Here is a 23,076-nt window from a genome sequence, read left to right as displayed (position 1 = left end):
ACCGTCCGAACGTGTTCCGCGCCCCCGGGCCGTGTCCGTAGAGTCCCGCCCGGGCCGCGACGCCTTGCGATTCCACGCACCGGACGTCGCGGTCCCTGCCCTCCGGGCGGACGGCGTTCCTTTCCGGACCACGGCCGGACCGGCGTGCCGCCCGTCCGGCCGTTCCCCCTTCCGTCCGCCGAGGAGTCCCGTGACGTACTCGCCCGTGCCCGCCCGACGCTCCCTGCTGAAGCTGCTCGCCGCGAGCCCGGCGGTGTCCGCCCTCGGGGGGCTCGCCGGCGCGGCCCCCGCGCGGGCGGCGACCGCGGCCGGACCCGCCGCGCCGGGGATCGTCAAGCCGCTCCCCGCCGAGCACTTCACCGTCCGGGGCGCCAACGCCGAGGCGCGGTTCGACGCCTTCGCGGACACCGGGTACCTCACCCCCGCCGACCGCTTCTTCGTCCGCAACCACACCTCCACCCCCGTCCTCGACGCCCGCGACTGGCGCCTGACGCTCTGGGGTGACGGCCTGCACGGCCGCCGCCCCGTCCACTTCACCCTCGGGCAGCTGCGCGACCTGCCGTCCGTCACCCGGACGGCCCTCATCGAGTGCGCCGGCAACGGCCGCAGCTTCTACACGAGCCAGCAGGGCGAGGCCGTCACCGGCACCGCCTGGACCCTGGGCGCCGTCGGGGCCGCCCGCTGGCGCGGCGTCCGCCTCGCCGACGTGCTCCGGCACGCCGGGATCGCCCGCGACGCCGTCGCCGTCCAGCCGCGCGGCCTCGACGACCCGTACGTCTCCGGCGGCGTCGACTTCGGCCGGGTCCGCCGCCCGCTGCCGCTCGCCAAGGCCCTGGACGACGTGATCCTCGCGTACGAGATGAACGGCGAGCCCCTCCCGTACGACCACGGCCACCCCGTCCGGCTCGTCGTGCCCTCCTGGATAGGCATCGCCTCCATCAAGTGGCTCGGCGACATCGAGGTCTCCACCCGCCCGCTCACCTCGCCCTGGTCCACCGACTGGTACCGGCTCTTCGGCGACGCCCACCCCGAGGGGGGCGGCGCCCCGCTCGGCCGCCAGACCCTCAAGTCCGGCTACCAGCTCCCCTCCGGCGCCGTCCTGGAGGCCGGCCGCGTCCACCGGCTCACCGGCCGCGCCTGGTCCGCCCTCGCCCCCGTGCGGAAGGTGGAGGTCTCCACCGACGGCGGCGCCCACTGGCGCCCGGCCCGGCTCCACGACGCCCCCCGGCGCGACGGCTGGGTCCGCTGGAGCGTCCCCTGGCGCCCGCACCGCGCCGGCCGGGTCACCCTGCTCTCCCGCACCACCGACGCCGCCGGCCACGTCCAGCCCGAGCGGGCCGTCCACAACACCCAGGGCTACCTCTTCGACGCCGTCGTGCGCCACCCCGTCACCGTCGTCTGAGCCGCCCCGCACCGTCCCCCGGGCCGGCTCCAGAAGCGGCGGAACCGCCCGAACCTCCGTATAAAGGGCATGAGGGTGCCCTGCCCGGCGCCCCGTGCGCTCAGGAGGTGCGGGACATGCCGCAGAAGGCTCCGGAAGGGCGCGGTCCGGTGCGTTACGGGCCCCCCGCCCCCGACACCGGGCTGCCCGTCCCGCCCGTCCTCACCGCGCTCCTCTCCGCCTCCGCCGGACGCACCGGCCCCGAGCCCCCCGGCGGCGGGGCCGTCCTGCGCGAGGCCGCCGCCGGCTACTGGTGGCGCCGGGGCCTGCGCACCCACCCCGAGGACGTGGTGGCCGCCCCCGGCGCCCCCGTCCTGCTCCTGGCCCTGCTCGCGGCCCACGGCGGCGACCTCCTGCTGCCCCGGCCCTGCCCCGCCTGGTGGACCCCGCAGGCGCGGCTCCTCGGCCGGCCCGCGTACCACGTGCCCACCCCCGCCGAGTGCGGCGGCGTCCCCGACCCGTACGCCCTCCTGGAGACCGTCCGGCGGATCCGCGCCGAGGGCGGCGACCCCCGGGTCCTGCTGCTCTCCGTCGCCGACGACCCCACCGGCACCGTCCCGCCGCCCGAACTCGTCCGCGAGGCGTGCGAGGCCGCCGTCGCCGAGGGCGTCCACGTCGTCAGCGACGAGACCTGGCGCGACACCCTCCACCCCCCGCAGGACACCGTGCTCCTCAGCCCCGCCGAGATGTGCCCGCAGGACGTCACCGTCCTGAGCGACCTCGGCGGGGCCCTCACCCCGGCCGCCTGGCCCTGCGCCGTGGCCCGCTTCCCTCCCGCCGACCCGGCCCGCGCCGACCGGTGGACCGACCCCAGGGCCCGCGTCCTCGACGTGCTCACCGCACTCGGCGCCGCCCTCCCCGCCCCCCTGGTGCCCGCCGTCACCCACGCCCTCGACGAACCCGCGGACGTCACCGGGGACGCCCGGCACGCGGCCGCCGTCCACGGACGCCTCGCCGGCGCCGCGCACCGCGCCGTCCTGGCCGCCGGGGCGCTCGCCCTGCCCCCGAGGGCCGGCCGCCACCTCTACGCGGACCTCGGACCGCTGCGGGCCGGCCTCGCCGCCCGGGGCGTCACCGACTCCCCGGAACTGGAGGACCACCTCACCGCGCGGCTCGGCGCCCCGGTGCCCGGCGGCCACCGCTTCGGCGACGGGACCGGCGCGCTGCGCGTCAGGTTCAGCACGCGCATGTTCCTGGGGACCACGGGGGAGGAGCGGTCCGGGACCCTCGGGGCCGGGGACCCCGTCGAACTCCCCCACGTGGCCCGCGCCCTGACGGACTTCGGCGCGGCCCTGGCGGAGTTCCGCACCCCGGCCGCGCGCCGCCCCACGGACCCGCCATGAAGCGCCGAACGGAACGGAGCCCGCAGATGACCGAACGGACGGCAAGCGCCACGTACGAGCCCCGGCCCGCGACGGCCCCCGCCGCGCCCGCCCTCCACCCCGTCGGCCGGCTGCGGCGGGACTGGCCCCGCAGCTTCGCCGACCGGCTCACCGCGCCCCTGCCCGGTCTTCGGGCCATGGCCCGCTTCGCCCGCGAGGGCGCCGTGCGCCCCCGCCCCGAGGGCCTGCGCGACGTCCCCCTGCTCCCCTTCGAGCCCGGCCCGCTGCCGCCCGCCGGACCCGGCACCGTCGCCGTCACCTGGGCCGGGCACGCCAGCTGGGTGGTGCGCGTCGGCGGCCTCACCGTCCTCACCGACCCGGTCTGGTCCCGCCGCATCCTCGGCACCCCCGCCCGCCTCACCCCCGTCGGGGTCCGCTGGGAGGACCTGCCGCCCGTCGACGCCGTCGTCATCAGCCACAACCACTTCGACCACCTCGACGCCCCCACCCTGAGGCGGCTGCCCCGGGACACCCCGGTCTTCGTCCCCGCCGGACTCGGCCGCTGGTTCGCCCGCCGCCGGTTCACCCGGGTGACCGAGCTCGACTGGTGGGAGGCGGCCGAACTCGACGGCGTGCGCTTCGACTTCGTCCCCGCCCACCACTGGTCCAAGCGCTCCCTCACGGACACCTGCCGCACCCTGTGGGGCGGCTGGGTGCTCACCGACCGCTCGGGACACCGCGTGTACTTCGCCGGGGACACCGGCTACGGACACTGGTTCGCCGAGATCGGCCGCCGGTACCCCGGCATCGACCTGGCCCTGCTCCCGATCGGTGCCTACGACCCGCGCTGGTGGCTCAGCGACGTCCACACCGACCCGGAGGAGGCCGTCCGCGCCCACCGCGACCTGGGGGCGAAGCGGATGGCCCCCATGCACTGGGCCACCTTCGCCCTCTCCTCGGAACCCGTCCTCGAACCGCTCCTCCGCGTCAGAGCCGCCTGGGAGAAGGCCGGGCTGCCCCGCGAGGACCTGTGGGACCTGCCGGTCGGCGCCTCACGGGTGCTCGTGCCCTGAGGCGCCCGGACGCCCCGCCGCCCCGTCGCGCGCCGGCCCCCGCACCCGCCGCCACAGCGCCGGGACCGCGCCGACGAACACCGTCAGGCCCACCGCCGCGACGATGCCCTGCCACGGCTCCGGGAAGAGCGAACCGCCCAGGACCCCGATCAGCTGGTACGTCGCCGCCCACGCCAGACAGGCCGCCACGTCCCCCCGGACGAAACGGCGCAGCGGCGTCTCCGCGAGCAGGCACGCCAGCATCACCGGAATCCGCCCCGCGGGCACCAGCCGGGACAGCACCAGCACCGACACCTGGTGCGTGTCGAGCCGCTCCCGCGCGTGCGCCAGCCGCTCCGGGGTGACCCGGCCGCGCAGCGAGGCCAGCCACCGGGAGCCGTTGCGCGAGTGCACCCCGCGCCGCCCGAGCCAGTACAGCGCCGCGTCCCCGGCGCACGCGGCCGCCGACGCGACCAGGAAGACGAGGAGCAGCGAGAGCGGCGACCCCCGGTGGAGGGCGACCACCGCCGCCGAGCTGACGATCGCGCCCGTCGGCACCACCGGCACCAGGGCGCCGAGCGCCACCAGCAGGAACAGCGAGGGGTAGCCGACCGCCTGCTGCGTGGAATCCGGCGGCAGCTCCCGCGCCGCCGTGAGGACCCGGGCGATCCCGTCGATCACCGGGCGACCTCCGGCCGCACCCGCTCGCCGTGGCCGAGCAGGTGCACCGCCACCTTCGGCGCGAGGCGCGCCGCGTGGCGGACGAACTCGTCCCCCGGGGAGTGGAACTCGTGCGGCCGCACCCCGTCGAGCCCGACCGGCCAGTACGTGCCGTAGTGCACCGGCACCGCCGCCGCCGGGGAGAGCTCCGCCAGGGCCTCGGCGGCCCGGCCCGCGTCCAGGTGGCCCGCCCCCAGGTACGGTCCCCAGCCGCCGACGGGCAGCAGGGCCACGTCCACCGGCCCCACCGCCTCCGCCATGCCGTCGAAGAGCCCGGTGTCCCCGGCGAAGTACGTCCGCGCCGTGCCCTCGACCACGTACCCGAGCGCGGGGGAGCGGTGCGGCCCCACGGGCAGCCGGCGGCCGTCGTGGAGCGCGGGGACGGCCCGCACCGTCACCCCCTCCACCACGACCTCGTCGCCCGGCTCCACCTCGGTCAGCCGCAGCCCGTTCCGTGCGAGGCCGCGCAGTCCCGGTACGGCGCCGGGGGCCCCGCGCGGCACCAGGAGCCGCGTCCCGGGCGCGAGCCGGGCCAGCGACGGCAGGTGGAGGTGGTCGGCGTGCAGGTGCGAGACGAGGACGGCCTCGGCGACGGCCGCCCCGGGCGGCGGCAGGGCGCCGCGCCGCCGCCGCAGGTGGGCGAAGCGCCGCGCGAACAGCGGGTCGGTGAGGAACCGGACTCCGGAGTCCTCGACCGTGCAGGTCGCGTGACCCCACCAGGTGACCTCCACCGGCATGCCGCCTTCCGTCCTCGGGCCCGGCCGCCGGGCCCGTCGCCGCGGCCGGTCCGTGTGCCTCCGTACCCCCGTACCCCCCACGACGAGGTTAGACGTCCCGCGCGGGCACCGGGGATGTCCGGGCCCGCCTTCCCGCAGTAGGGTCGGCCCATGGACGACGTCCGGGTGGCGGTGATCGCCAGCCTCACCCCCCTCGAAGAGCTCGACAGCGAACCCTTCCTCGTCGACACGCGCGCCCAGCACGCGGTGTGCGCCCGCTGGGCCGAGGACAAGGGATACGTGATCACCCGCCAGCTGCTGTTCTACGGCCTGCGCCCCGACCACGAGGCGCTGTGGGCGGACGTGGAGGCGGGCGCGGTCGACCTCTTCGTGGCCGCCGGGGAACGGGTCCTCGCCCGCGCGCTGACCTCCGTGGCCGACTTCCGCGCCGAGTGCGAGCGGCGCGGGGTGCGGGTGGAGACCGTCTCCGGCGACGAGCCGCCGTACGACGCGGCGGCCAAGGCCGGGGTGCACCGCAGGCTCTCCATGCCCACCGCGGGGTACGACGGGTCCTGACGCGCGGCCGGACACCGCCGGGGCCGTCGCCGTCCGGCACGCTCCGCCCGGCCCGCTCCCGTTCCGGCCGCTGTGACAGGCTGGAGGGCAGGGAACGCGGGAAAGGCGAGGCGGGCGTGGGTGACGTGCGACGGGGCGGCGCCGGGCGCTGGCGGACCGCCGGGAGCGCGCTGGGGCGCGTGGCCGGGGTGTGGGCGGTCTCCACCCTCACCCTGCTGGTCCTCGCGGGACTGCTCCCCGACTTCCAGCTCCAGTCCCCCGACGGGGACACCCTCACGCGCACCGCGCTCACCGCCGCCTGGGCGGCGGGCGCGTTCGGCCTGCTGGGCGCGCTCGTGTGGCCGCTGCTCGTCCGGGCCCTGCTGCTCGTCCCCGCCCTCGTCCTCGGTCTGCTCGGCTTCTTCCTCAACGGCTCGCTGCTCCTCGTCGCGCTCCGGCTGACCCCCGACGGGCGCGGCGCCGCCGACCCCGAGACCGCCGTCGTGGTCGCCGCCGTGATGTCCGCCGTCGCCTCCGGCACCTCCACGGCCCTCGCCGTCCGCGACGACGACGCCTACCGCCGCCGCCTCTACCGGCTCACCGGCCGCACCCGGCCCCGCGGCCCCGGCGACCCGGCCGACGCCACCCCCGGCACGGTCTTCCTCCAGCTCGACGGCGTCGGCCACGACGTGCTGCGGGACGCCGTCGCCGCCGGTCTCATGCCGGCCGTCGCCGCCCGGCTGGCGGCCGGGCACCGGCTCACCCCCTGGCGCACCGACTGGTCGAGCCAGACCGGCGCCAGCCAGCTCGGCATCCTGCACGGCTCCAACGAGGACGTGCCCGCCTTCCGCTGGTACGAGAAGGACACCGGCCGGATCATGGTGTCGAACCGGCCCGGCAGCGCCGTCGAGCTCCAGCGCCGGGCGGTGCGCCGCACCGGCGACGACGGCCTCCTCTCCTTCGACGGGGCCTCCCGGGGCAACCTCTTCAGCGGCGGCGCCGAACAGGTCGCCCTGGTCCTCTCGGTGGCCGCCCGGCGGGGCCCGCGCAACCGCTCCCGGGCGGGCTACTTCACGTACTTCTCCGACCCGGCCAACGCCGTCCGCACCGCCGGGTCGTTCGTCGCCGAGTGCGTCCGCGAGACGGTCCAGTCGGCACGGGCGAGGCTGCGCCGCGAGACCCCCAGGATCCCGCGCGGCGGCACGTACCCCCTGGTCCGCGCCTTCGCGACGGTCGTGGAGCGGGACGTGGTGGTCTCGGCCGTGATGGGCGACGTGCTGGCGGGAAGGACCGTCGTCTACGCCGACCTGGTGGCGTACGACGAGGTGGCGCACCACTCCGGTCCGCGCGGCCGCGACACCGACCAGGTCCTGCGCCGCCTCGACCGCTCGATCGCGCTCGTCGCGACCGTCGCCGAGCACGCCCCGCGCCCGTACCGGATCGTGCTCCTCTCCGACCACGGGCAGAGTCCCGGCGAGACCTTCGAGGCGGCGTACGGCCTGACGCTCAAGGACCTCGTCAGGGCCGGGTGCGGGCTGCCCGTGCCGCGCCGGGTACGGCGCACCCGCAGCGGTTCGGAGGCGCGGGACGCGGCCAGGGACGCGCTGCGCAGCGCGCTGCACCGCCCGCCGGCCGACGGGGACGAGACGGCGCGGGAACCGTCCGTCCGGTCCTCCGATCCGGTGGTCCTCGCCTCGGGCAACCTGGGCCTGATCTCCTTCCCGGACGTGCCGCACCGGATGACCCGGGAGGAGCTGGACCGGCGCCACCCGGCGCTGCTCCGCACCCTCGCGGACCACCCGGGCATCGGCTTCGTGCTGGTGGCGAGCGCCGAGCACGGCTCGGTGGTCCTGGCCCGCGACGGCGTGGAGGTCCCGGTCTCCGACCTCGCCGACGACGGGCCGCTGGCGGTGTTCGGACCGGGCGCGGCGGCGGCCGTACGGCGCGTGGACGGCTTCCCGCACGTCGCGGACGTCATGGTCAACTCCATGTACGACCCGGAGACCGGCACCGTGCACGCCTTCGAGGAGCAGATCGGGTCGCACGGCGGCCTCGGCGGCGAGCAGTCGCGCCCCTTCCTGCTCTCGCCGCCGGAACTCTCGCCGCCGGTGGGGGAGGGGGAGGAACTGGTCGGCGCGGAGCAGGTGCACCGGGTGCTGCGGCGCTGGCTGGAGGAGTCCGGGGGACCGCAGGTGCCGGTGGGGTCCCCGGCGGCGGTGGGGGAGGGGGCCCGTGCGCCGGTGGAGCCTCCGCCGGCGGAGGGGGAGGGATCCCGTGCGCCGGTGGAGCCCGCGCCGGCGGAGACGGAGGGGGCCCGCACGCCGGTGGAGCCCCGGTCGGCGGTGACGGAGATTTCACCGTCCCCGAGCCTTCCGGAATCACATCTTCCGGTCGATGGTCCGATCGCGCGGGACGAAAAGCGCTGATTTGGACGCTTGTGCGTCACCGTCGGACCATGGCCGGGACCTGCACGACGGAAGGCGCACCCCTCATGAGCACGGCCCCCACGACCCCCCGGCGGGCACCGGACCCGGCCCCCGGCACCGGAACCGGCTCCCCGAGCAAGCACGCCCGGAGCTTCGGCCTCCCGGTCGCGACCGCCCTGGTCATGGGGAACATCATCGGCGGAGGCATCTTCCTGCTGCCCGCCTCCGTCGCCCCCTACGGCACCATCAGCCTCGTCGCCTTCGGCGTCCTCACCCTCGGCGCGATCGCCCTCGCCCTCGTCTTCGGCCGTCTCGCCCGCCGCCTCCCGAAGACCGGCGGCCCCTACGTGTACGCCCGCGAGGCGTTCGGCGACTTCGCCGGATTCCTGACGGCCTGGTCGTACTGGATCACCACCTGGGTCTCCAACGCGGCCCTCGCCGTCGCCGCCGTCGGCTACCTCGACGTCCTGGTCCCGGTCCACGGCTCCAAGGCCGCCACCATCGCCGCCGCGCTCCTCCTCCAGTGGCTCCCGGCCCTCGCCAACCTCGCCGGCACCCGGTACGTGGGCGCCGTCCAGCTCGTGGCCACCGTGCTCAAGTTCCTGCCGTTGCTCCTGGTCGCGGTCGGCGGACTGTTCTCCTTCGACAGCGCCAACCTCGGGCCCTTCCGGGCGGGGGACGACAGCGCCCTCGGGGCCGTCTCCGCCTCCGCCGCGATCCTGCTCTTCAGCTACCTCGGCGTCGAGTCGGCCGCCGTCAGCGCCGGCGAGGTCCGCGACCCGCGCCGCAACGTCGGCCGCGCCACCGTCCTCGGCACCCTCGCCGCCGCCGCGCTCTACCTCCTCACCACCCTGTCCGTCTTCGGCACCGTCCCGCACGAACGGCTCGTCGCCTCCACCGCCCCCTTCACGGACGCCGTCGACCTGATGTTCGGCGGCTCCTGGGGCGGCACCGCCGTCGCCTGCATGGCCCTCGTCTCCATGGTCGGAGCCCTCAACGGCTGGACGCTCCTCAGCGCCCAGACCCCGTACGCGGCGGCCCGGGACGGACTCTTCCCGGCGGTCTTCGCCCGGAAGCGGCGCGGCGTCCCGACGGCGGGCGTCCTCGTGACCGTCGTCCTTGCCTCGCTCCTGACCGTCTACAACTACACGGCCGGCACCGAGGGCGTCTTCGAGACCCTGGTCCTCGTCACCACCTTCACCGCCACCGTCCCCTACCTCCTCTCCACCGCCGCGCAGCTCTACTTCCTGCTCTCCGGCCGGTCCGACCGGGTCCACGGCCCCCGACTCGCCCGGGACGCCGTCCTCACCCTCGCCGCCTTCGGCTTCTCCCTCTGGCTGGTCGCCGGCTCCGGCTACGCCGCCGTCTACCAGGGCGTGCTGTTCCTCTTCGCGGGCGTGCTCGTGTACGCCTGGATGGCGGCCCGCAGGCAGCGCGCCGCGGCGGCGGACGGGGCGCCCCGGCGGTGAGCGGCCCTCGGCCCCGTCGCCCCGGCCGCCCGGCCGGAGCCGGCCACCGGACCGCCGGGCGCCGCCCTCAGTGACCCCCGGTCTCCCCGGGGGCGTCCGCGAGCGACCGCAGGTACGCGGCCGTCCCCGGATCGGCCGGCACGAGCGTCTCGATGGCCAGCTCGGCGACCGTCACGTCCATCGGGGTGTTGAACGTCGAGATCGACGAAACGAACGACAGCACCCGCCCGCCGTGCTCGATCCGCAGCGGCAGCGCGAAGTACGAATACGGCTCCGGTTCCGGCTCCTCCGGGACGCTCCCGGTGCGGGGAGGCGGGTACGCCGCCACCTCCTCGTACAGCGCGCGCAGCGGGTCCGAGCGGACCAGGGCGATCTGGCGCTCCATCCGGGACAGCAGGTGGCCGCGCCACTCCCGCAGGTTCCTGATCCGGGGAGCCAGGCCCTCCGGGTGCAGGGCGATCCGCATCGCGTTCAGCGGCGGGGCCAGCAGGTGACCGGGCAGGCCGGAAAGGAGCAGCTCGACGCCCCGGTTGGCCGCCACCACTGTGTACGAACCGTCCACCACGAGCGCCGGGAACGGCTCGTACCCCCGCAGCAGCCGCTCGACGCCCTCCCGCAGCGCCTCCAGGCGCGGGCCGTCGAGCGGCGACTCCGCGTACCGGGGGGCGTACCCGGCGGCGAGCAGCAGCGCGTTCCGCTCCCGCACCGGCACCTCCAGGTGCTCGGCGAGCCGCAGGACCATCTCCTCGCTCGGCCGCGAACGGCCCGTCTCCACGAACGAGACGTGCCGCGCCGAGGAACCCGCCCGCAGCGCCAACTCCAGCTGGCTCAGCCGCCGCCGCTCACGCCAGCGGCGCAACAGCGGTCCCACTCCCGTGTCGCTCACGACAGTCGTCATGGCCGGACGGTATCCCAGAGGGCGGGCCCGGGTACCTTCCCCCCGGGATCCCGTCCCGCCCGCCCCGCCCGACCGGAGGGAGCACCGCCGTGCCCACACAGCCGCTGTCGCAGAAGGAGATCGAGGACCGTCTGCGGGAGCTTCCCGGCTGGTCCGCCGAGGACGGCCGCCTCACCCGCGCCTACCGCCTCGACGACCACTTCGCGGCGACCGCCCTCGTCGTCCACGTCGCCCGGATCCAGCAGGAACTCGACCATCACTCCGAGCTCACGCTCGGCTACGACTCCGTGGCCCTCTCCGTGCACACCCACTCCGCCGGCGGCGCCGTCACCGAGAAGGACTTCGCGCTCGCCGAGCGCGTCGAACGGATCGCCCCGGCCCACGGCGCCCGCTGACCCGACAGAGGGGGTGTCCCCCCCGTACCCGGGGCGGCGGACACCCTTGCGCCTTGCCGAACCGGCAAGATTTCTCGCACTTCCGGCCGCCCCGGCGCACCCTGGAGCCATGAACCGGCACCACGCACCCCACCAGGGCCACCCGCACGGAGCGCACGGCGAGGGGCACGGCCACCAGGACGGCGCCCGCCCCGACTGGAACCGGCTCGCCCCGTTCCTGGAGCGGCAGGCGGAGGTCGCGGGCCCCGCCTACGCGGACGCCGCCGCCTGGCTCGGCACCCTCGTCCCGGCGCAGGCCGTCCGCCGGGTCCTCGATGTCGGCAGCGGTCCGGGCGTCGTCACCGCCCTGCTCGCCGAGGCGTTCCCGGCCGCCGGGGCCGTCGCCGTCGACGGCGCCCCCGAACTCCTCGAACGGGCCCTGGAGCGCGCCGGATCACGCGGACTCGGCGCCCGGGTCACCGCCCTCCACGCCGAACTCCCCGGGGACATCGGCTCCCTGGGCAGGGCCGACATCATCTGGGCGGGCAACTCCCTGCACCACCTGGGCGACCAGGGCGCCGCACTCGCGGAGTTCGCGGGCCTTCTCGAACCGGGCGGTCTGATGGTCCTCGTCGAGGGCGGCCTGCCCACCCGGTACCTGCCCCGGCACATCGGGATCGGACGGCCCGGCCTGGAGGCCCGGCTCGACGCGGTCCACACCGACCGGTTCGGCGAGATGCGCGCGGACCTCTCCGGCTCCGAGGACGAGCCGGACGACTGGCGGGCCCTCCTCACCGCCGCCGGCCTCACCCCGGCCGGCACCCGCACCTTCCTCACCGACCTCCCCGCCCCCGTCTCCCCGGTCGTCCGGGAGCTGGCCGTCGCCCACTACGAGCGCCTGCGGGAGGGCCTGGGCGCCCGGATCGCCCCGGACGACAGGGCGACGCTCGACCGGCTCCTCGACCCGGACGACGCGCTGTCCCTGTACCGCCGCACGGACCTGTTCCACCTCACGGCCCGCACGGTCCACACCGCCCGCAAGGGCTGACGCCGGGACGCGGAAGGGGCGCGCCCCGCAACGGGACGCGCCCCTTCCGCGGGACCCCGCGCCGTCAGGCGCCGACGTTGAACTCCGCCGGGTCCGGGCCCAGCCGCCGGTTCTCGTTGAGGGCGGCGATCGCGGCCAGGTCCTCGTCGTCCAGCTCGAAGCCGAAGACGTCGATGTTCTCGCGGATGCGCGAAGGGGTGACCGACTTCGGGATCACCACGTTCCCCAGCTGGAGGTGCCAGCGCAGCACCACCTGCGCCGGGGTCCTGTCGTGCTTCCGCGCGATCGCGACGATCGCCGGAACCTCCAGGAGCCCCTGCCCCTGGCCGAGCGGCGACCATGCCTCGGTCGCGATGCCGTACCGCGCGTGCGCCTCGCGCGCGACCCGCTGGGAGAGCTGGGGGTGCAGCTCGATCTGGTTGACGGCGGGCACGACCGAGGTCTCGCCGATCAGCCGCTCCAGGTGCTCGGGGAGGAAGTTCGAGACGCCGATCGCCCGTGCGCGCCCGTCCGCGTAGATCTTCTCGAACGCCCGGTACGTGTCGACGTACGCGTCCTTCGCGGGCACCGGCCAGTGGATCAGGTACAGGTCGACGTGGTCGAGGCCCAGCTTGTCGAGGGAGGCGTCGAAGGCGCGCAGCGTCGCGTCGTAACCCTGGCCGTCGTTCCACAGCTTGGTGGTGACGAACAGGTCTTCGCGCGGAATGCCGGAAGCGGCGACGGCGCGGCCGGTGCCCCGCTCGTTCTCGTAGGCGGCGGCGGTGTCGATCGAGCGGTATCCGGCCTCCAGGGCGGTCGCCACGGCCTTCTCCGCCTCGTCGTCCGGCACCTGCCAGACGCCGAATCCCAGCTGCGGCATCGCCACGCCGTTGTTCAGGATGACCGGGGGGACCTTGCTGTCCGTGCTCACGTGAGGGGATTCCTTACGTCGTTCTGGGTCGTACGGGGTACTCCCAGCGTCAACGATCACGGACCGCTCCGCATTCCGGACGCGGCCGACGAGCCGACGAGCCGATGAGCCGACGGGCCGACGGGCCGACGGGTCACAGCCCCGCCCGGACGCCCCGCCCGCGGGCTCCCGCCCGGCCGTACGGCGCCACGGCCTCCGCCCGCGCCGCCCCTCCGGCTCAGCCGTACAGCGCCGCGACCTCCGCCGCGTACGCCTGCTCGATCGCCTTCCTCTTCAGCTTCAGGGAGGGCGTGAGCAGGCCGTGCTCCTCGCTGAAGGGGTGCGCCAGTATCCGGAAGGTCCGGATCGACTCGGCCTGCGAGACCAGCGTGTTCGCCGCCACCACGCCCCGCCGGACCTCCGTCTCCAGGGCCGGGTCGCGGACGAGGTCGGCCGGGGCCAGCGGCGCCCGCCCCTGCACCGCGAGCCAGTGCTCCACCGCTTCCCGGTCGAGCGTCACCAGGGCGGCGACGTACGGCCGGTCGTTGCCCACGACGATGCACTGGGCGATCAGCGGATGCTCCCGCACCCGGTCCTCCAGGACCCCCGGGACGACGCTCTTGCCGCTCGACGTCACCAGGATCTCCTTCTTCCGCCCGGTGATCGTCAGATAACCGTCCTCGTCGAGGGCGCCGAGGTCCCCGGTGGCCAGCCAGCCGTCGCTCAGGACGGCGGCGGTCGCCGCCGGGTCGTTGAGGTAGCCCGAGAAGACCTGGCCGCCGTGCAGCCACACCTCCCCGTCCTCCGCGATGTGCACCGTCGTGCCCGGGACCGGCTGCCCGACCGTGCCGTACTTGGCCCGGCCGGGCGGGTTCGCCGTGGCGGCGGCCGAGGACTCGGTGAGCCCGTACCCCTCGAAGACCGAGATCCCCGCGCCCGCGAAGAACAGCCCCAGCCGGCGGTCCATGGCCGAACCGCCCGACATCGCGTGCCGGACCCGGCCGCCCAGGGCCGCCCGGACCTTCCCGTACACGGCCTTGTCGAAGAACCGGTGCTGCACGCGCAGCGCCGCCGACGGACCCGGACCGCGCCCGAACGCCCTCTGCTCCAGCGCCTCCGCGTACGCCACCGCCACCTCCACGGCCTTGTCGAAGGGGCCCGCCCTGCCCTCGCTCTCCGCCGCGCGCCGTGCCGCCCGGAAGATCTTCTCGAAGACGTACGGGACGGCCAGGACGAAGGTCGGCCGGAAGGCCGCCAGGTCCGGAAGCAGCCCGGCCGCCGCCATCACGGGCTGGTGCCCCAGCTTCACCCCGCCCCGGACGGCCGCGACCTGCACCATCCGCCCGAAGACGTGCGCCAGCGGCAGGAACAGCAGCGTCGAGGCCCGCTCCTCCGGCCGGGACCCGAACACCGGCTCCCAGCGGCCCCTCACCATGTCCGTCTCGAACATGAGGTTGGCGTGGGTGATCACACACCCCTTGGGCCGGCCGGTCGTCCCCGACGTGTAGACGACCGTCGCCACCGTCTCCGGGGTCACCGCCCGCCGGTGCCGGTGCACGACCTCCTCGTCGATGCCGGCCCCCGCCGCCGTCACCTCCGCCACCGCGCCCGCGTCGAGCTGCCACAGCCGCCGCAGCCGGGGCAGCCGGTCGACCACCGAGCCGACCGTCATGGCGTGGTCCTCGTGCTCCACCACGCACGCCGTGACCTCCGCGTCGTGCAGCATCCAGAGGACCTGCTCGGCCGAGGAGGTCGGATACACCGGCACGGGCTGCGCGCCCAGCGTCCACAGGGCGAAGTCGAAGAGCGTCCACTCGTAACGGGTGCGGGCCATGATCGCGACCCGGTCGCCGAACCGCACCCCCTCCGCGACGAGACCCTTCGCGAGCCCCAACACCTCGTCCCGGAAGCCGGCGGCCGTCACGTCACGCCACTTCCCGTCCGGGCCCTTGCGGCCGAAGGCGATCCGCCCGGGATCGGCCAGGGCGTGCTCGAACACGGCGTCCGCCAGACCGCCGACCTGAGGCGCCGCCTCGACGGGCGGCACGGTGAACTCGCGCACTGACCTGCTCCTCGACGGCTCGATGGCTGCCCGAAGGCTGCTCGCTGGCGGGAAAAGCCCGTAGTTCCGCTCCGTACGGCGCCGGTGACGGTACCCCACCCCATGACCCGGTGGGAGAACCTTCGCGAAGCCGGGACATTTCGTGTTCGCACAGGTCAGAATGGGTGGGAGTGTCGCTCCGGGACCGCCGCCCACCCGTCGCGGGCCGCGCGGGGCGCCCTCCGGGCGCGAATCTCCACGGAATCTGTACGCACCGCCCACGCGGACCGCCCCGGGGCGGACGCCGCCGTCCGTCCCCGCCCGTGGGCCGGATCGCGCCTCGTCCGTCCCTCTGCCCGCAGGCCGGATCGCGCCTCGTCCGTCCCTCTGCCCGTGGGGCGGATCGCGCCCCGCCCGCCCTCCCGCCCGTAGGCCGGATCACACCCCCGTCCACCCCCCGATGATCATCCGGGCCGCTACGGTGCTTCCATGCCCGCACTCGATCCCGGCCGCACCGCGCTCCTCCTCGTGGACCTGATGGAGCGCATCGTCGCGCTGCCCCTCGCCCCCCGCACCGGAACCGACGTCCTCGCCGCCTCCGCCCGGCTCGCCGACACCTTCCGGGACGCGGGCGCCCCCGTCGTCCACCTCCGCGTCGAGCGGCCGAACACCGCCGTCCAGCCGCCCGGCAGCGAACTCGTCCCCGACCTCGTCGCGGACGGCGACCCGGTCGTCGTCAAGCGGACCGTCGGCGGCTTCCACGAGACCGGTCTCCACGAACTGCTCTCCGGCCTCGGCGTCACCACCCTCGTCCTCGGCGGCATCGCCACCAACCTCGGCGTCGAGTCCACCGCCCGCGCCGCCTGCGACCTCGGTTACGACCTCGTCTTCGCGGAGGACGCCATGTCCGCCCTCACCGCCGACGAGCACCACGCCTCCGTCGCGCTCGACTTCCCCCGCCTCGGCACGGTCGCCCCCGTCGCGGCGATCACCCTGGACGGCCCGGAATGACCCCGTTCCCGATACGGTACGGGGCCCGCCCCTGCTCCCTGGTCGTCTGCCGGGGCTGCTGCTGCGGCGACGCCCGCAAGAACCCCGGCACCGACCACGACGCCCAGCTCGCCCGGTTCCGCGAGGCCGCCGCCGCCTCCGGCGGCCGGCTGCTCGTCCGCACCAGCGACTGCCTCGGCCCCTGCGCCCAGGCCAACGTCGTCGTCGTACAGCCCTCCACCGAGGGCCGGCGGCGCGGCGGACGGGCCGCGTGGGTCGGCTTCGCCGCGGACGACGACTGCCTCGACGACATCCTCGCCTGGACCGAGGCGGGCGGCCCCGGCGTCGTCCCGCCTCCGGCGACCCTCGCCCTCCAGCTGATCGACCCGCCGAAGAACTGACCCCCCTTCCCGCGCGGGCGCCCTCCCAGCCGGGCACCCCGCCGAGACCGGGGCGGCCCCCGCCCCGCGCGGGCGCGCCCCGTTCCGCCCGGACGAGGAGGCCGGGCGGGGTCCGTGCCCCGCCCGGCCCCTTGTCACGGTCGTCCAAGCGGCACGGGTGAACGTTGGTGGTTTACGTCACCGGTTACCCATCAGTCGCTGGCAAGACTGGGTGGTCCTGCCGGACGAACGAACCACCTAGGGGGTCCCTGAGCATGACGGGCACTCGCATTGCCGCGCTCGGGCACTACCAGCCCGCCAGGGTGCTGACCAACCACGACCTCGCCGACATCGTCGACACCGACGACGCGTGGATCACCAGCCGGGTCGGCATCCGCACCCGGCACGTCGCGGGGCCGGACGAGCCCGTCGACGAACTCGCCGCCCACGCGGCCGGCAAGGCCCTGGCCGCCGCCGGCCTCGCCCCCGGCGACATCGACCTGGTCCTCGTCGCCACCTCCACCGCGATCGACCGCTCGCCGAACACGGCCGCCCGCGTCGCCGCCCGCCTCGGCATGGGCTCGCCCGCCACCCTGGACCTCAACGTGGTCTGCGCCGGCTTCACGCACGCCCTGGCCACCGCCGACCACACCGTACGGGCGGGCGCGGCCCGCCGCGCCCTGGTGATCGGCGCCGACAAGATGACCGACGTGACCGACTGGACGGACCGCACCACCTGCGTCCTCGTCGGCGACGGCGCGGGCGCCGCGATCGTCGAGGCGGTCGAGGACGGCGCGGAGCCGGGCATCGGCCCCGTCCTGTGGGGCTCCGTCCCGGAGATGGGCCACGCCGTCCGCATCGAGGGCACCCCGCCCCGCTTCGCCCAGGAGGGCCAGAGCGTCTACCGCTGGGCGACCCAGCGGCTCCCCGCCCTCGCCCGCGAGGCGTGCGAACGCTCCGGGGTCGCCCCCGAGGAGCTCGCGGGCGTGGTCCTGCACCAGGCCAACCTGCGGATCATCGAGCCGCTCGCCGCGAAGATCGGCGCCGTCCACGCGATCGTCGCCCGCGACGTCGTCGACTCCGGGAACACCTCCGCGGCCTCGATCCCGCTCGCCCTGGCCAAACTGGTCGAGCGCGGCGAACTGCCGTCCGGCGCCCCGGTCCTGCTCTTCGGCTTCGGCGGCAACCTCTCCTATGCCGGCCAGGTGATCCGGGTCCCGTGACCGGGGGGCGGGCCGCCGGGTCGCGACGGCGGCGGTACCCCGTCCGGCGGATCCCGGTGGCGGCGGACCGGGGGCGGCCCTAGCTTCGAACACGGTGAGGGCCGCCCCCTTCCGGCCGCGGAAACGCTCCGTGGCCGGGCCCTCGTCCGATCCGGAGGACCGCCATGCGCGCGATACGTGTCGTCACCGCCGCCGCCCTGTTCGGTGCCGCCGCCGTGCTGACGGCGGGCCCCGCGGCCCTGGCGACCGAGGACGACACCACCGTCACGTCGTTCGGTTTCTCCGTCACCCCGACGACGGTCGCCCCCGGCGGCACCGTCACCCTCACGTCCGAGGGCTGCGGATCCCCGTCCGTGACGGCCACCTCCGGGGTGTTCGACGCCGTGACCCTCGGCGAGGGCCGTCCGGGCACCGCGACCGTGGACCCCGACGCCGAGCCCGGCGCCCGGCACGAGGTCACCTTCGACTGCGGGGGCGAACGGGGCACCGTCGGCCTCACCGTCGCCAAGGGCGAGAGCGGCGGAAGCGCCGCGGGGAACACCGGCGAGGCATGGACCCAGGAGGGCGCCGTACCCACGCCCGAGCCCACGGCCGGTGCGTGGGAACACGACGCCGTCGGGCCCGTGGCCGAACCCACGGCCGGTGCGTGGGAACACGACGGCGCCGGGCCCACGGCGGGACACACGACCGGGCACGGCGAGGCCACCCACACGCCCCCCGGCGCCGCGCACAAGGGCGTGAAGGCCGGCTACGGGACCACGGCCTCCGGAGCGGAGTCCTCCGACGGGTTCCTCACGGCCGAGGTGGTGACGGGCGCCCTGCTCATCGTCGGCGCGCTCGGCGCCGCCGTCGTCCTGGCCCGCCGCCGCGACACCCGCGGCCGTTCCTAAGGGCCGGAACCGGGGGGACCTGAAACGGCCCCTCCGCCCCGGTGTGACGAGGACCGGGGCGGAGGGGCGCCATTCCCGTACGGACGGCGGCGGCGCAGGGGCGGACGGAGAAGGGCGACGAAAGGCGACGAAGGAGAGCGGACGTGGGGTGGTCGGAGGGCACGGACCGGCGCGGCGCCTGGGGCGTCGTCGCCGTCGTCCTCCTCGTCGGGGTGCACTTCGTGCGCGGAGGTGTGGAGGAACTCCGGGCGGACGGCCCGCCGCAGCCCCTCCCGGCCGCCGCCCCCGACAGCACCCGCGCCCGTACCGCCGCACTCGTCCCCGCCCCCGGCCCGCTGTCCGCCTCGCCCCCGGTCCGGGTCCGCGTCCCGGCCGCCCGCGTCGACGCGCCCGTCACCGGGGTCGGTCTCGACGCCGACGGGTGGATCGAGCCGCCACCCCCGGAGGAGGACCGGCTGGCCGGCTGGTTCACCGGCGCGGTCACCCCGGGCGAACGCGGCACCGCCGTCGTCGTCGGCCACGTCGACACCCCGTCCGGTCCGGCCGTCTTCCACGCCCTCGGCGCCGTCGGCAAGGGCAGCCGCGTGGAGATCCGCCGCCGCGACGGCAGGACCGCCGTCTTCACGGTGTACGGGACGGAGGTCGTCCCCAAGGAGGGCTTCCCCGCCGAACGGGTCTACCGCGACACCGGTGTGCCGGAACTACGCCTGATCACCTGCGGAGGCACGTTCACGCGGGAGAGGGGCTACGAGGGCAACGTGGTCGTCTCGGCCCGCCTGACCGGGATCCACTGACGCGAGCCGACCGACCACCACCGACCGGCCCTACGCCGCCCGCCGCCCGCCGCCCGCCGCCCGGCCCCGCACCGGACCACCACCCGCCCGGACCGCTCCGCGTCCGTCGGCCCCCGCGCCGACCTGACGGACTCCGGACGGGGGATTGGCCCGGACCAGGCCACGATGGCCAGGGTGACTCCCACGGAGCCGGCGTCGGGGGGCGTCGGGCTCCCCCCGGCCGCCCTCACGTCCGGTACACGCCCGATCGCGCACCGTGGAAGCGGCGGCGCGAGCGGGACCGGAACGGGGACGACGGCCTCCCGCCACCCCACTGACCACGGGAAACGCTGGTGAAAGGGGCCCCGAACCCCTGGTAGAGTTATCTCTGTCGCCGCGGGGGAAACCCCGGGACGACAGACACCTTGTCCGGGTGGCGGAATGGCAGACGCGCTAGCTTGAGGTGCTAGTGCCCTTTATCGGGCGTGGGGGTTCAAGTCCCCCCTCGGACACCAGCAGGAAAAGTGGACGGATGGCCGGCCGAGTCGTACGACTCAGTCGGCCATCCGTCGTTTCTGGGTCTCGACCCTCCCGATCCGCTCGATGAGCCTTGATCGAGACATCGGGATGGGAGCCCGGTGCCTCCGAGGACTCCGTGGACCAAGCGTTGCGACTGAAGCCGCCTCTCCGGCCTGGCACGTGAGGGCAACCCCGAGTCGAGGGCTTGAAGCGGGCGCGGTCGGAGCCTCCTTCCCCCCCGAAGCGGGCCGGACGTCAAAAACGCGCCCCGCCCTTCCGCGCCACCACCAGCCTGCACCGGGGGCTCCCGTCCTCCCGGCGGCCCAGGGGTTCGACCGGGACGAGGGAGACGTCGAAGCCCGCTTCCTCCAGGCGGGTGCGGACGTCCGTGAGGCGGAAGGTGCGGTAGTACATGACGAACGGCGGGCGCCGCACCGCGTTCCTGACCCGCATCGCCGCGTCGAAGCCCCACAGGGCCCAGTAGGAGCGCGAGCCGACGGCCGGCGGGGCCGGGAGGGGGAAGGCGAAGGTGCCGCCGGGGCGGAGGGAGGAGTGGACCCGGGAGAAGAGGGTCCGCTGGTCGTCCGGGAGGAAGTGGCCGAAGGCGCCGAAGCTGACCGCCAGGTCGAAGGCCGGGGCGAAGGGCAGGGCCAGGGCGTCGGCGCGCACCAGGTCGGCGTCGGGGTGGGCGCGGCGCGCCCCGGCCAGCATGCCCGCGCTGAAGTCGACGCCCGCGACCCGGCCCGCGCAGACCGAGCGGAGGACGCCGAGCCCGGCACCGGTGCCGCAGCACACGTCGAGGCCCGTGTCGAAGGGGCCCAGGGGCTCCAGGGTGCGGGTCACCGCCTCCAGGAGGCGGTCGGAGGTCCGGAAGGGGGTCGCGTCGAACTTGTCCGCGAGCAGGTCGTAGCCGTGCTCCACCGAGGAGAGCGCCTGGACGGCCAGTTCGCGGAGGGTGGGACCCTGCGGAGTGGACATGGACCCGACCCTATGCGGTGGGGGCCGGTGCGCGTCAGAGCGCGCTGCGCACCGGGGGCACCGACCAGGCCGGGGCGATGCCCGTGAGCTGGCAGGTCAGCAGGTACAGGGGGATCGGCGGCGTGTAGGGCGAGCTGCCGTCGGGGCGGTGGACGAGGCGGGGGCGGCGGTCCGGGATCTCGGCGCCGGGCGCGTAGCAGGCGGGCAGCGGCCAGGTGAGGTCCAGGTCGGAACCGGCCGGGACGAGCCACCACCACCAGGCGGAGTCGGCGTAGACGCAGCCCTTGGCGGGCAGCCGGGAGAGGATCTTGAAGCCGAAGCGGGCCGGGACGCCGACGGCGTCGCAGCCGAGGCCGGTGCGGAGGCCGGCGGGGACGCTGAGGCGGGTGGCGTCCAGCCGCCGGGGGCGGGCGGAGCCGGCCGGGCCCCGGGCTCCGGAAGGGTGGTGGGCGTCCAGGTCGAGGCGGAGTTCCCCGGCACGTCCGGGGGCCGGGGCGGATCCGGCCTCGGGGTACCTGCTGCGGGCCCGCGGCATCATGCGGGTCGCCATCGACCTCAGCACGGGTCGCCCGTGCCGTGGTCCAGCTCCGCCCAGACGGTCTGCGACGTGCCGTGGCCGGTGCGCTCGGCGCCCCAGGCGCTGCACAGCGCGTCGACGATGAGGAGGCCGCGGCCCCGTTCGTCCTCGCCGCAGTCGCGTATCCGCGGTCCCGCCGGGCCGCCCTCGTCCCGTACCGCTATCCGCAGCTTCTCCTCGTCCTCGCGGAGCTCGCAGACGAAACGGCCGCTGGCGGTGTGCACGACGGCGTTGGTGACCAGCTCGGACACGACGAGGGACACCGTGTCCCGTACGTCGGGCCCGCAGCCCCAGACGATGAGCCGTTCCTCCGCGAGCCGCCGGGCCCGCGCGACCGACACGGTGAGGGCCGGCAGCTCGAAGGCGAAGCGCCGGACTGCGGGAGTGCCGGTCTGGGGCTGTGGGCGCTGGGCCATGACGCGGGGACTCATGAGACCTGAAGGCTGCGCGTTACCAGAAGCCACGACCGGTTCCTCACAACAGTGGGCAGGACTTGCCGTACGGCGCCGGCGCCGGGGCGCGGAGACGCACGACGGCAGCGTGTACTGGTTCACCGGAACACTGTCCTCCTGAGTCGGACACTTGGCAAGTGGCACTCTGAAAATTGCAGAGTGCCGTGTTCTCTCTGCCTCGCCTTCGTGGCACACTCGGTCGAAACAGTGCGTCGGGGAGGTCTGACAGTGAGCGAGCCGCGGTCCGCCCCGACGGTGGGACAGGTCGTCCTCGGAAAGCGGCTGCAGGACCTGCGCGAGCGGGCCGGCATGAAGCGGGAGGAGGCCGCGAAGATCCTCCGGGTGGCTCCGGCCACCGTCCGGCGGATGGAGACCGCCGAAGTCGCGCTGAAGATCCCGTACGTGCAGCTCCTGCTGAAGGAGTACGGGATCACGGACTCCGAGGCGGAGGGCTTCGTCGCCCTCGCGGAGGAGGCCAACCTCCCCGGCTGGTGGCAGCGCTACCACGACGTGCTGCCCGGCTGGTTCTCCATGTACGTGAGCCTGGAGGGCGCCGCGAGCCTCATCCGGGCGTACGAGCCCCAGTTCGTCCCGGGTCTGCTCCAGACCGCCGAGTACGCCCGCGCCATCCTGCGCGGGGGGGCGGTCGGCGGCGGCGGCGACGCCGCCGGGGACGAGGGGACCGAGCGTCACGTGGCCCTGCGGATGGAGCGTCAGTCCCTGCTGACCAGGGAGGACGCCCCCAAGTTCTGGGTGATCATGGACGAGACGGTGTTCCGCCGGCCGGTCGGCGACGGGCCCGACGTGATGCGCGGTCAGATCGACCGGTTGCTGGAGGCGGCCGAGATGCCGAACGTCACCCTGCAGATCGCGGAGTTCGCGTCCGGCCACCACCCCGGCACCTACGGACCGTTCGTGCTCTTCCGCTTCGCCGTGCCCGAACTCCCGGACATGGTCTACAGCGAGTACCTGACCGGCGCCGTCTACCTCGACGCGCGTCCCGAGGTGGCGTCCCACCTGGAGGTCATGGACCGCATGGCGGCGCAGGCCGCGACTGCACAACGCACGAAGGAGATTCTCCGGAATCTCCGCGAGGAGCTGTGAATGGACCGCATATACAACGGCATGCCCGCCGCCGAACTCGGTGCCGAGGGATGGCACAAGCCGTGGAGCGGCGGGAACGGGGGCAACTGCGTGGAGGCCATGAAACTGGCCGACGGCAGGGTCGCCGTGCGACAGTCCGCAGACCCCGAGGGACCCGCGCTCATCTACACCCACGGAGAGATCGAAGCCTTCATCCGGGGGGCAAAATCCGGTCAGGCTGATTTCCTGCTCACCTGACC

At 75.4% G+C, this 23,076-nt stretch carries 23 protein-coding genes and 1 tRNA gene; 16 read left to right on the top strand and 8 right to left on the bottom strand.

Features of this window, described 5'->3' with window-relative positions:
- The first annotated feature begins 190 nt into the window (after window positions 1-190).
- The 3 genes from ACZ6AQ_RS24150 to ACZ6AQ_RS24140 all read left to right on the top strand — a co-directional run bounded on the left by ACZ6AQ_RS24150 (window position 191) and on the right by ACZ6AQ_RS24140 (window position 3,836).
- Window positions 191-1,402: a sulfite oxidase gene (locus ACZ6AQ_RS24150; RefSeq protein WP_468762185.1), complete on the top strand. Its 1,212-nt coding sequence runs from the start codon at window positions 191-193 to the stop codon at window positions 1,400-1,402.
- A gap of 116 nt (window positions 1,403-1,518) precedes the next feature.
- On the top strand, window positions 1,519-2,784 hold the full coding sequence (locus tag ACZ6AQ_RS24145; RefSeq protein ID WP_468762183.1) for an aminotransferase class I/II-fold pyridoxal phosphate-dependent enzyme: 1,266 nt from the start codon (window positions 1,519-1,521) through the stop codon (window positions 2,782-2,784).
- 26 nt (window positions 2,785-2,810) lie between these two features.
- Complete coding sequence (locus ACZ6AQ_RS24140) at window positions 2,811-3,836, top strand: MBL fold metallo-hydrolase (protein WP_468762181.1); 1,026 nt, start codon at window positions 2,811-2,813, stop codon at window positions 3,834-3,836.
- On the opposite strand, the gene ACZ6AQ_RS24135 is transcribed toward ACZ6AQ_RS24140, so the two are convergent.
- Entirely contained in the window at window positions 3,816-4,496 is a 681-nt protein-coding gene (locus tag ACZ6AQ_RS24135) for a DedA family protein (RefSeq protein WP_468762180.1), read from the bottom strand. The two genes, ACZ6AQ_RS24140 and ACZ6AQ_RS24135, sit on opposite strands and share 21 nt — an antisense overlap.
- The gene (locus tag ACZ6AQ_RS24130; protein ID WP_468762178.1) at window positions 4,493-5,272 is read right to left on the bottom strand and encodes an MBL fold metallo-hydrolase; all 780 of its coding nucleotides are present in this window, start codon (window positions 5,270-5,272) and stop codon (window positions 4,493-4,495) included. Before ACZ6AQ_RS24130 ends, ACZ6AQ_RS24135 begins: the two co-directional genes overlap by 4 nt.
- Before the next feature lie 150 nt (window positions 5,273-5,422).
- Here ACZ6AQ_RS24130 and ACZ6AQ_RS24125 point away from each other — a divergent pair, with 150 nt between their 5' ends.
- The 3 genes from ACZ6AQ_RS24125 to ACZ6AQ_RS24115 all read left to right on the top strand — a co-directional run bounded on the left by ACZ6AQ_RS24125 (window position 5,423) and on the right by ACZ6AQ_RS24115 (window position 9,701).
- Window positions 5,423-5,827 (top strand): recombinase family protein, encoded by a 405-nt coding sequence (locus ACZ6AQ_RS24125; RefSeq protein WP_468762176.1) that lies wholly within the window; start codon window positions 5,423-5,425, stop codon window positions 5,825-5,827.
- A 116-nt stretch (window positions 5,828-5,943) separates the two neighbouring features.
- Window positions 5,944-8,232: a phage holin family protein gene (locus ACZ6AQ_RS24120; RefSeq protein WP_468762174.1), complete on the top strand. Its 2,289-nt coding sequence runs from the start codon at window positions 5,944-5,946 to the stop codon at window positions 8,230-8,232.
- Between the two features lie 65 nt (window positions 8,233-8,297).
- A complete protein-coding gene (locus ACZ6AQ_RS24115; protein ID WP_468762172.1) occupies window positions 8,298-9,701 on the top strand; it encodes an amino acid permease in 1,404 nt (467 codons plus the stop codon).
- A gap of 67 nt (window positions 9,702-9,768) precedes the next feature.
- On the opposite strand, the gene ACZ6AQ_RS24110 is transcribed toward ACZ6AQ_RS24115, so the two are convergent.
- Window positions 9,769-10,599, bottom strand: a complete 831-nt coding sequence (locus ACZ6AQ_RS24110) for a helix-turn-helix domain-containing protein (RefSeq protein WP_468762170.1) — start codon at window positions 10,597-10,599, stop codon at window positions 9,769-9,771.
- A gap of 89 nt (window positions 10,600-10,688) precedes the next feature.
- Here ACZ6AQ_RS24110 and ACZ6AQ_RS24105 point away from each other — a divergent pair, with 89 nt between their 5' ends.
- The gene (locus ACZ6AQ_RS24105; protein ID WP_468762168.1) at window positions 10,689-10,994 is read left to right on the top strand and encodes a 4a-hydroxytetrahydrobiopterin dehydratase; all 306 of its coding nucleotides are present in this window, start codon (window positions 10,689-10,691) and stop codon (window positions 10,992-10,994) included.
- A 109-nt stretch (window positions 10,995-11,103) separates the two neighbouring features.
- The gene (locus ACZ6AQ_RS24100) at window positions 11,104-12,021 is read left to right on the top strand and encodes a class I SAM-dependent methyltransferase (RefSeq protein ID WP_468762166.1); all 918 of its coding nucleotides are present in this window, start codon (window positions 11,104-11,106) and stop codon (window positions 12,019-12,021) included.
- Window positions 12,022-12,085: 64 nt separating this feature from the next.
- Here ACZ6AQ_RS24100 and ACZ6AQ_RS24095 read toward each other — a convergent pair whose 3' ends face one another.
- Together ACZ6AQ_RS24095 and ACZ6AQ_RS24090 are read right to left on the bottom strand one after the other, a co-directional pair.
- The gene (locus tag ACZ6AQ_RS24095; protein ID WP_468762327.1) at window positions 12,086-12,880 is read right to left on the bottom strand and encodes an aldo/keto reductase; all 795 of its coding nucleotides are present in this window, start codon (window positions 12,878-12,880) and stop codon (window positions 12,086-12,088) included.
- A gap of 268 nt (window positions 12,881-13,148) precedes the next feature.
- Complete coding sequence (locus ACZ6AQ_RS24090) at window positions 13,149-14,972, bottom strand: AMP-dependent synthetase/ligase (protein ID WP_468762164.1); 1,824 nt, start codon at window positions 14,970-14,972, stop codon at window positions 13,149-13,151.
- 468 nt (window positions 14,973-15,440) lie between these two features.
- Between ACZ6AQ_RS24090 and ACZ6AQ_RS24085 the strand changes: the two genes are divergently transcribed.
- The 6 genes from ACZ6AQ_RS24085 (at window position 15,441) to ACZ6AQ_RS24060 (ending at window position 19,722) form a co-directional block, all read left to right on the top strand.
- Window positions 15,441-15,962, top strand: coding sequence for an isochorismatase family protein (locus tag ACZ6AQ_RS24085; protein WP_468762162.1), 522 nt, complete (start codon window positions 15,441-15,443; stop codon window positions 15,960-15,962).
- Complete coding sequence (locus ACZ6AQ_RS24080; RefSeq protein WP_468762161.1) at window positions 15,959-16,342, top strand: (2Fe-2S) ferredoxin domain-containing protein; 384 nt, start codon at window positions 15,959-15,961, stop codon at window positions 16,340-16,342. The genes ACZ6AQ_RS24085 and ACZ6AQ_RS24080 overlap by 4 nt, the downstream gene beginning before the upstream one ends.
- A 254-nt stretch (window positions 16,343-16,596) precedes the next feature.
- Window positions 16,597-17,544 carry a beta-ketoacyl-ACP synthase III gene (locus tag ACZ6AQ_RS24075; protein WP_468762159.1) on the top strand — a complete coding sequence of 316 codons (948 nt, stop codon included), beginning with the start codon at window positions 16,597-16,599 and terminating at the stop codon, window positions 17,542-17,544.
- A 164-nt stretch (window positions 17,545-17,708) separates the two neighbouring features.
- Entirely contained in the window at window positions 17,709-18,434 is a 726-nt protein-coding gene (locus ACZ6AQ_RS24070) for a hypothetical protein (protein WP_468762157.1), read from the top strand.
- A gap of 143 nt (window positions 18,435-18,577) precedes the next feature.
- Entirely contained in the window at window positions 18,578-19,228 is a 651-nt protein-coding gene (locus ACZ6AQ_RS24065) for a class F sortase (protein ID WP_468762155.1), read from the top strand.
- A gap of 406 nt (window positions 19,229-19,634) precedes the next feature.
- Window positions 19,635-19,722 (top strand) — tRNA-Leu (locus tag ACZ6AQ_RS24060).
- A 259-nt stretch (window positions 19,723-19,981) separates the two neighbouring features.
- Here the strand turns inward: ACZ6AQ_RS24060 and ACZ6AQ_RS24055 are convergent.
- The 3 genes from ACZ6AQ_RS24055 to ACZ6AQ_RS24045 are packed head-to-tail and all read right to left on the bottom strand — an operon-like array spanning window position 19,982 to window position 21,697.
- Window positions 19,982-20,704, bottom strand: a complete 723-nt coding sequence (locus ACZ6AQ_RS24055; RefSeq protein ID WP_468762154.1) for a class I SAM-dependent methyltransferase — start codon at window positions 20,702-20,704, stop codon at window positions 19,982-19,984.
- Window positions 20,705-20,738: 34 nt separating this feature from the next.
- A complete protein-coding gene (locus ACZ6AQ_RS24050; protein WP_468762152.1) occupies window positions 20,739-21,254 on the bottom strand; it encodes a hypothetical protein in 516 nt (171 codons plus the stop codon).
- A gap of 5 nt (window positions 21,255-21,259) precedes the next feature.
- A complete protein-coding gene (locus tag ACZ6AQ_RS24045) occupies window positions 21,260-21,697 on the bottom strand; it encodes an ATP-binding protein (RefSeq protein WP_468762150.1) in 438 nt (145 codons plus the stop codon).
- A 264-nt stretch (window positions 21,698-21,961) separates the two neighbouring features.
- Between ACZ6AQ_RS24045 and ACZ6AQ_RS24040 the strand changes: the two genes are divergently transcribed.
- Window positions 21,962-22,837 (top strand): helix-turn-helix domain-containing protein, encoded by an 876-nt coding sequence (locus tag ACZ6AQ_RS24040; RefSeq protein ID WP_468762148.1) that lies wholly within the window; start codon window positions 21,962-21,964, stop codon window positions 22,835-22,837.
- The gene (locus ACZ6AQ_RS24035; protein ID WP_030215754.1) at window positions 22,838-23,074 is read left to right on the top strand and encodes a DUF397 domain-containing protein; all 237 of its coding nucleotides are present in this window, start codon (window positions 22,838-22,840) and stop codon (window positions 23,072-23,074) included.
- The last annotated feature ends 2 nt before the right edge of the window (window positions 23,075-23,076 follow it).

It is taken from the genome of Streptomyces sp. NPDC041191 (genome assembly GCF_055591945.1).
This window is presented reverse-complemented; position numbering and strand designations above follow the sequence as displayed.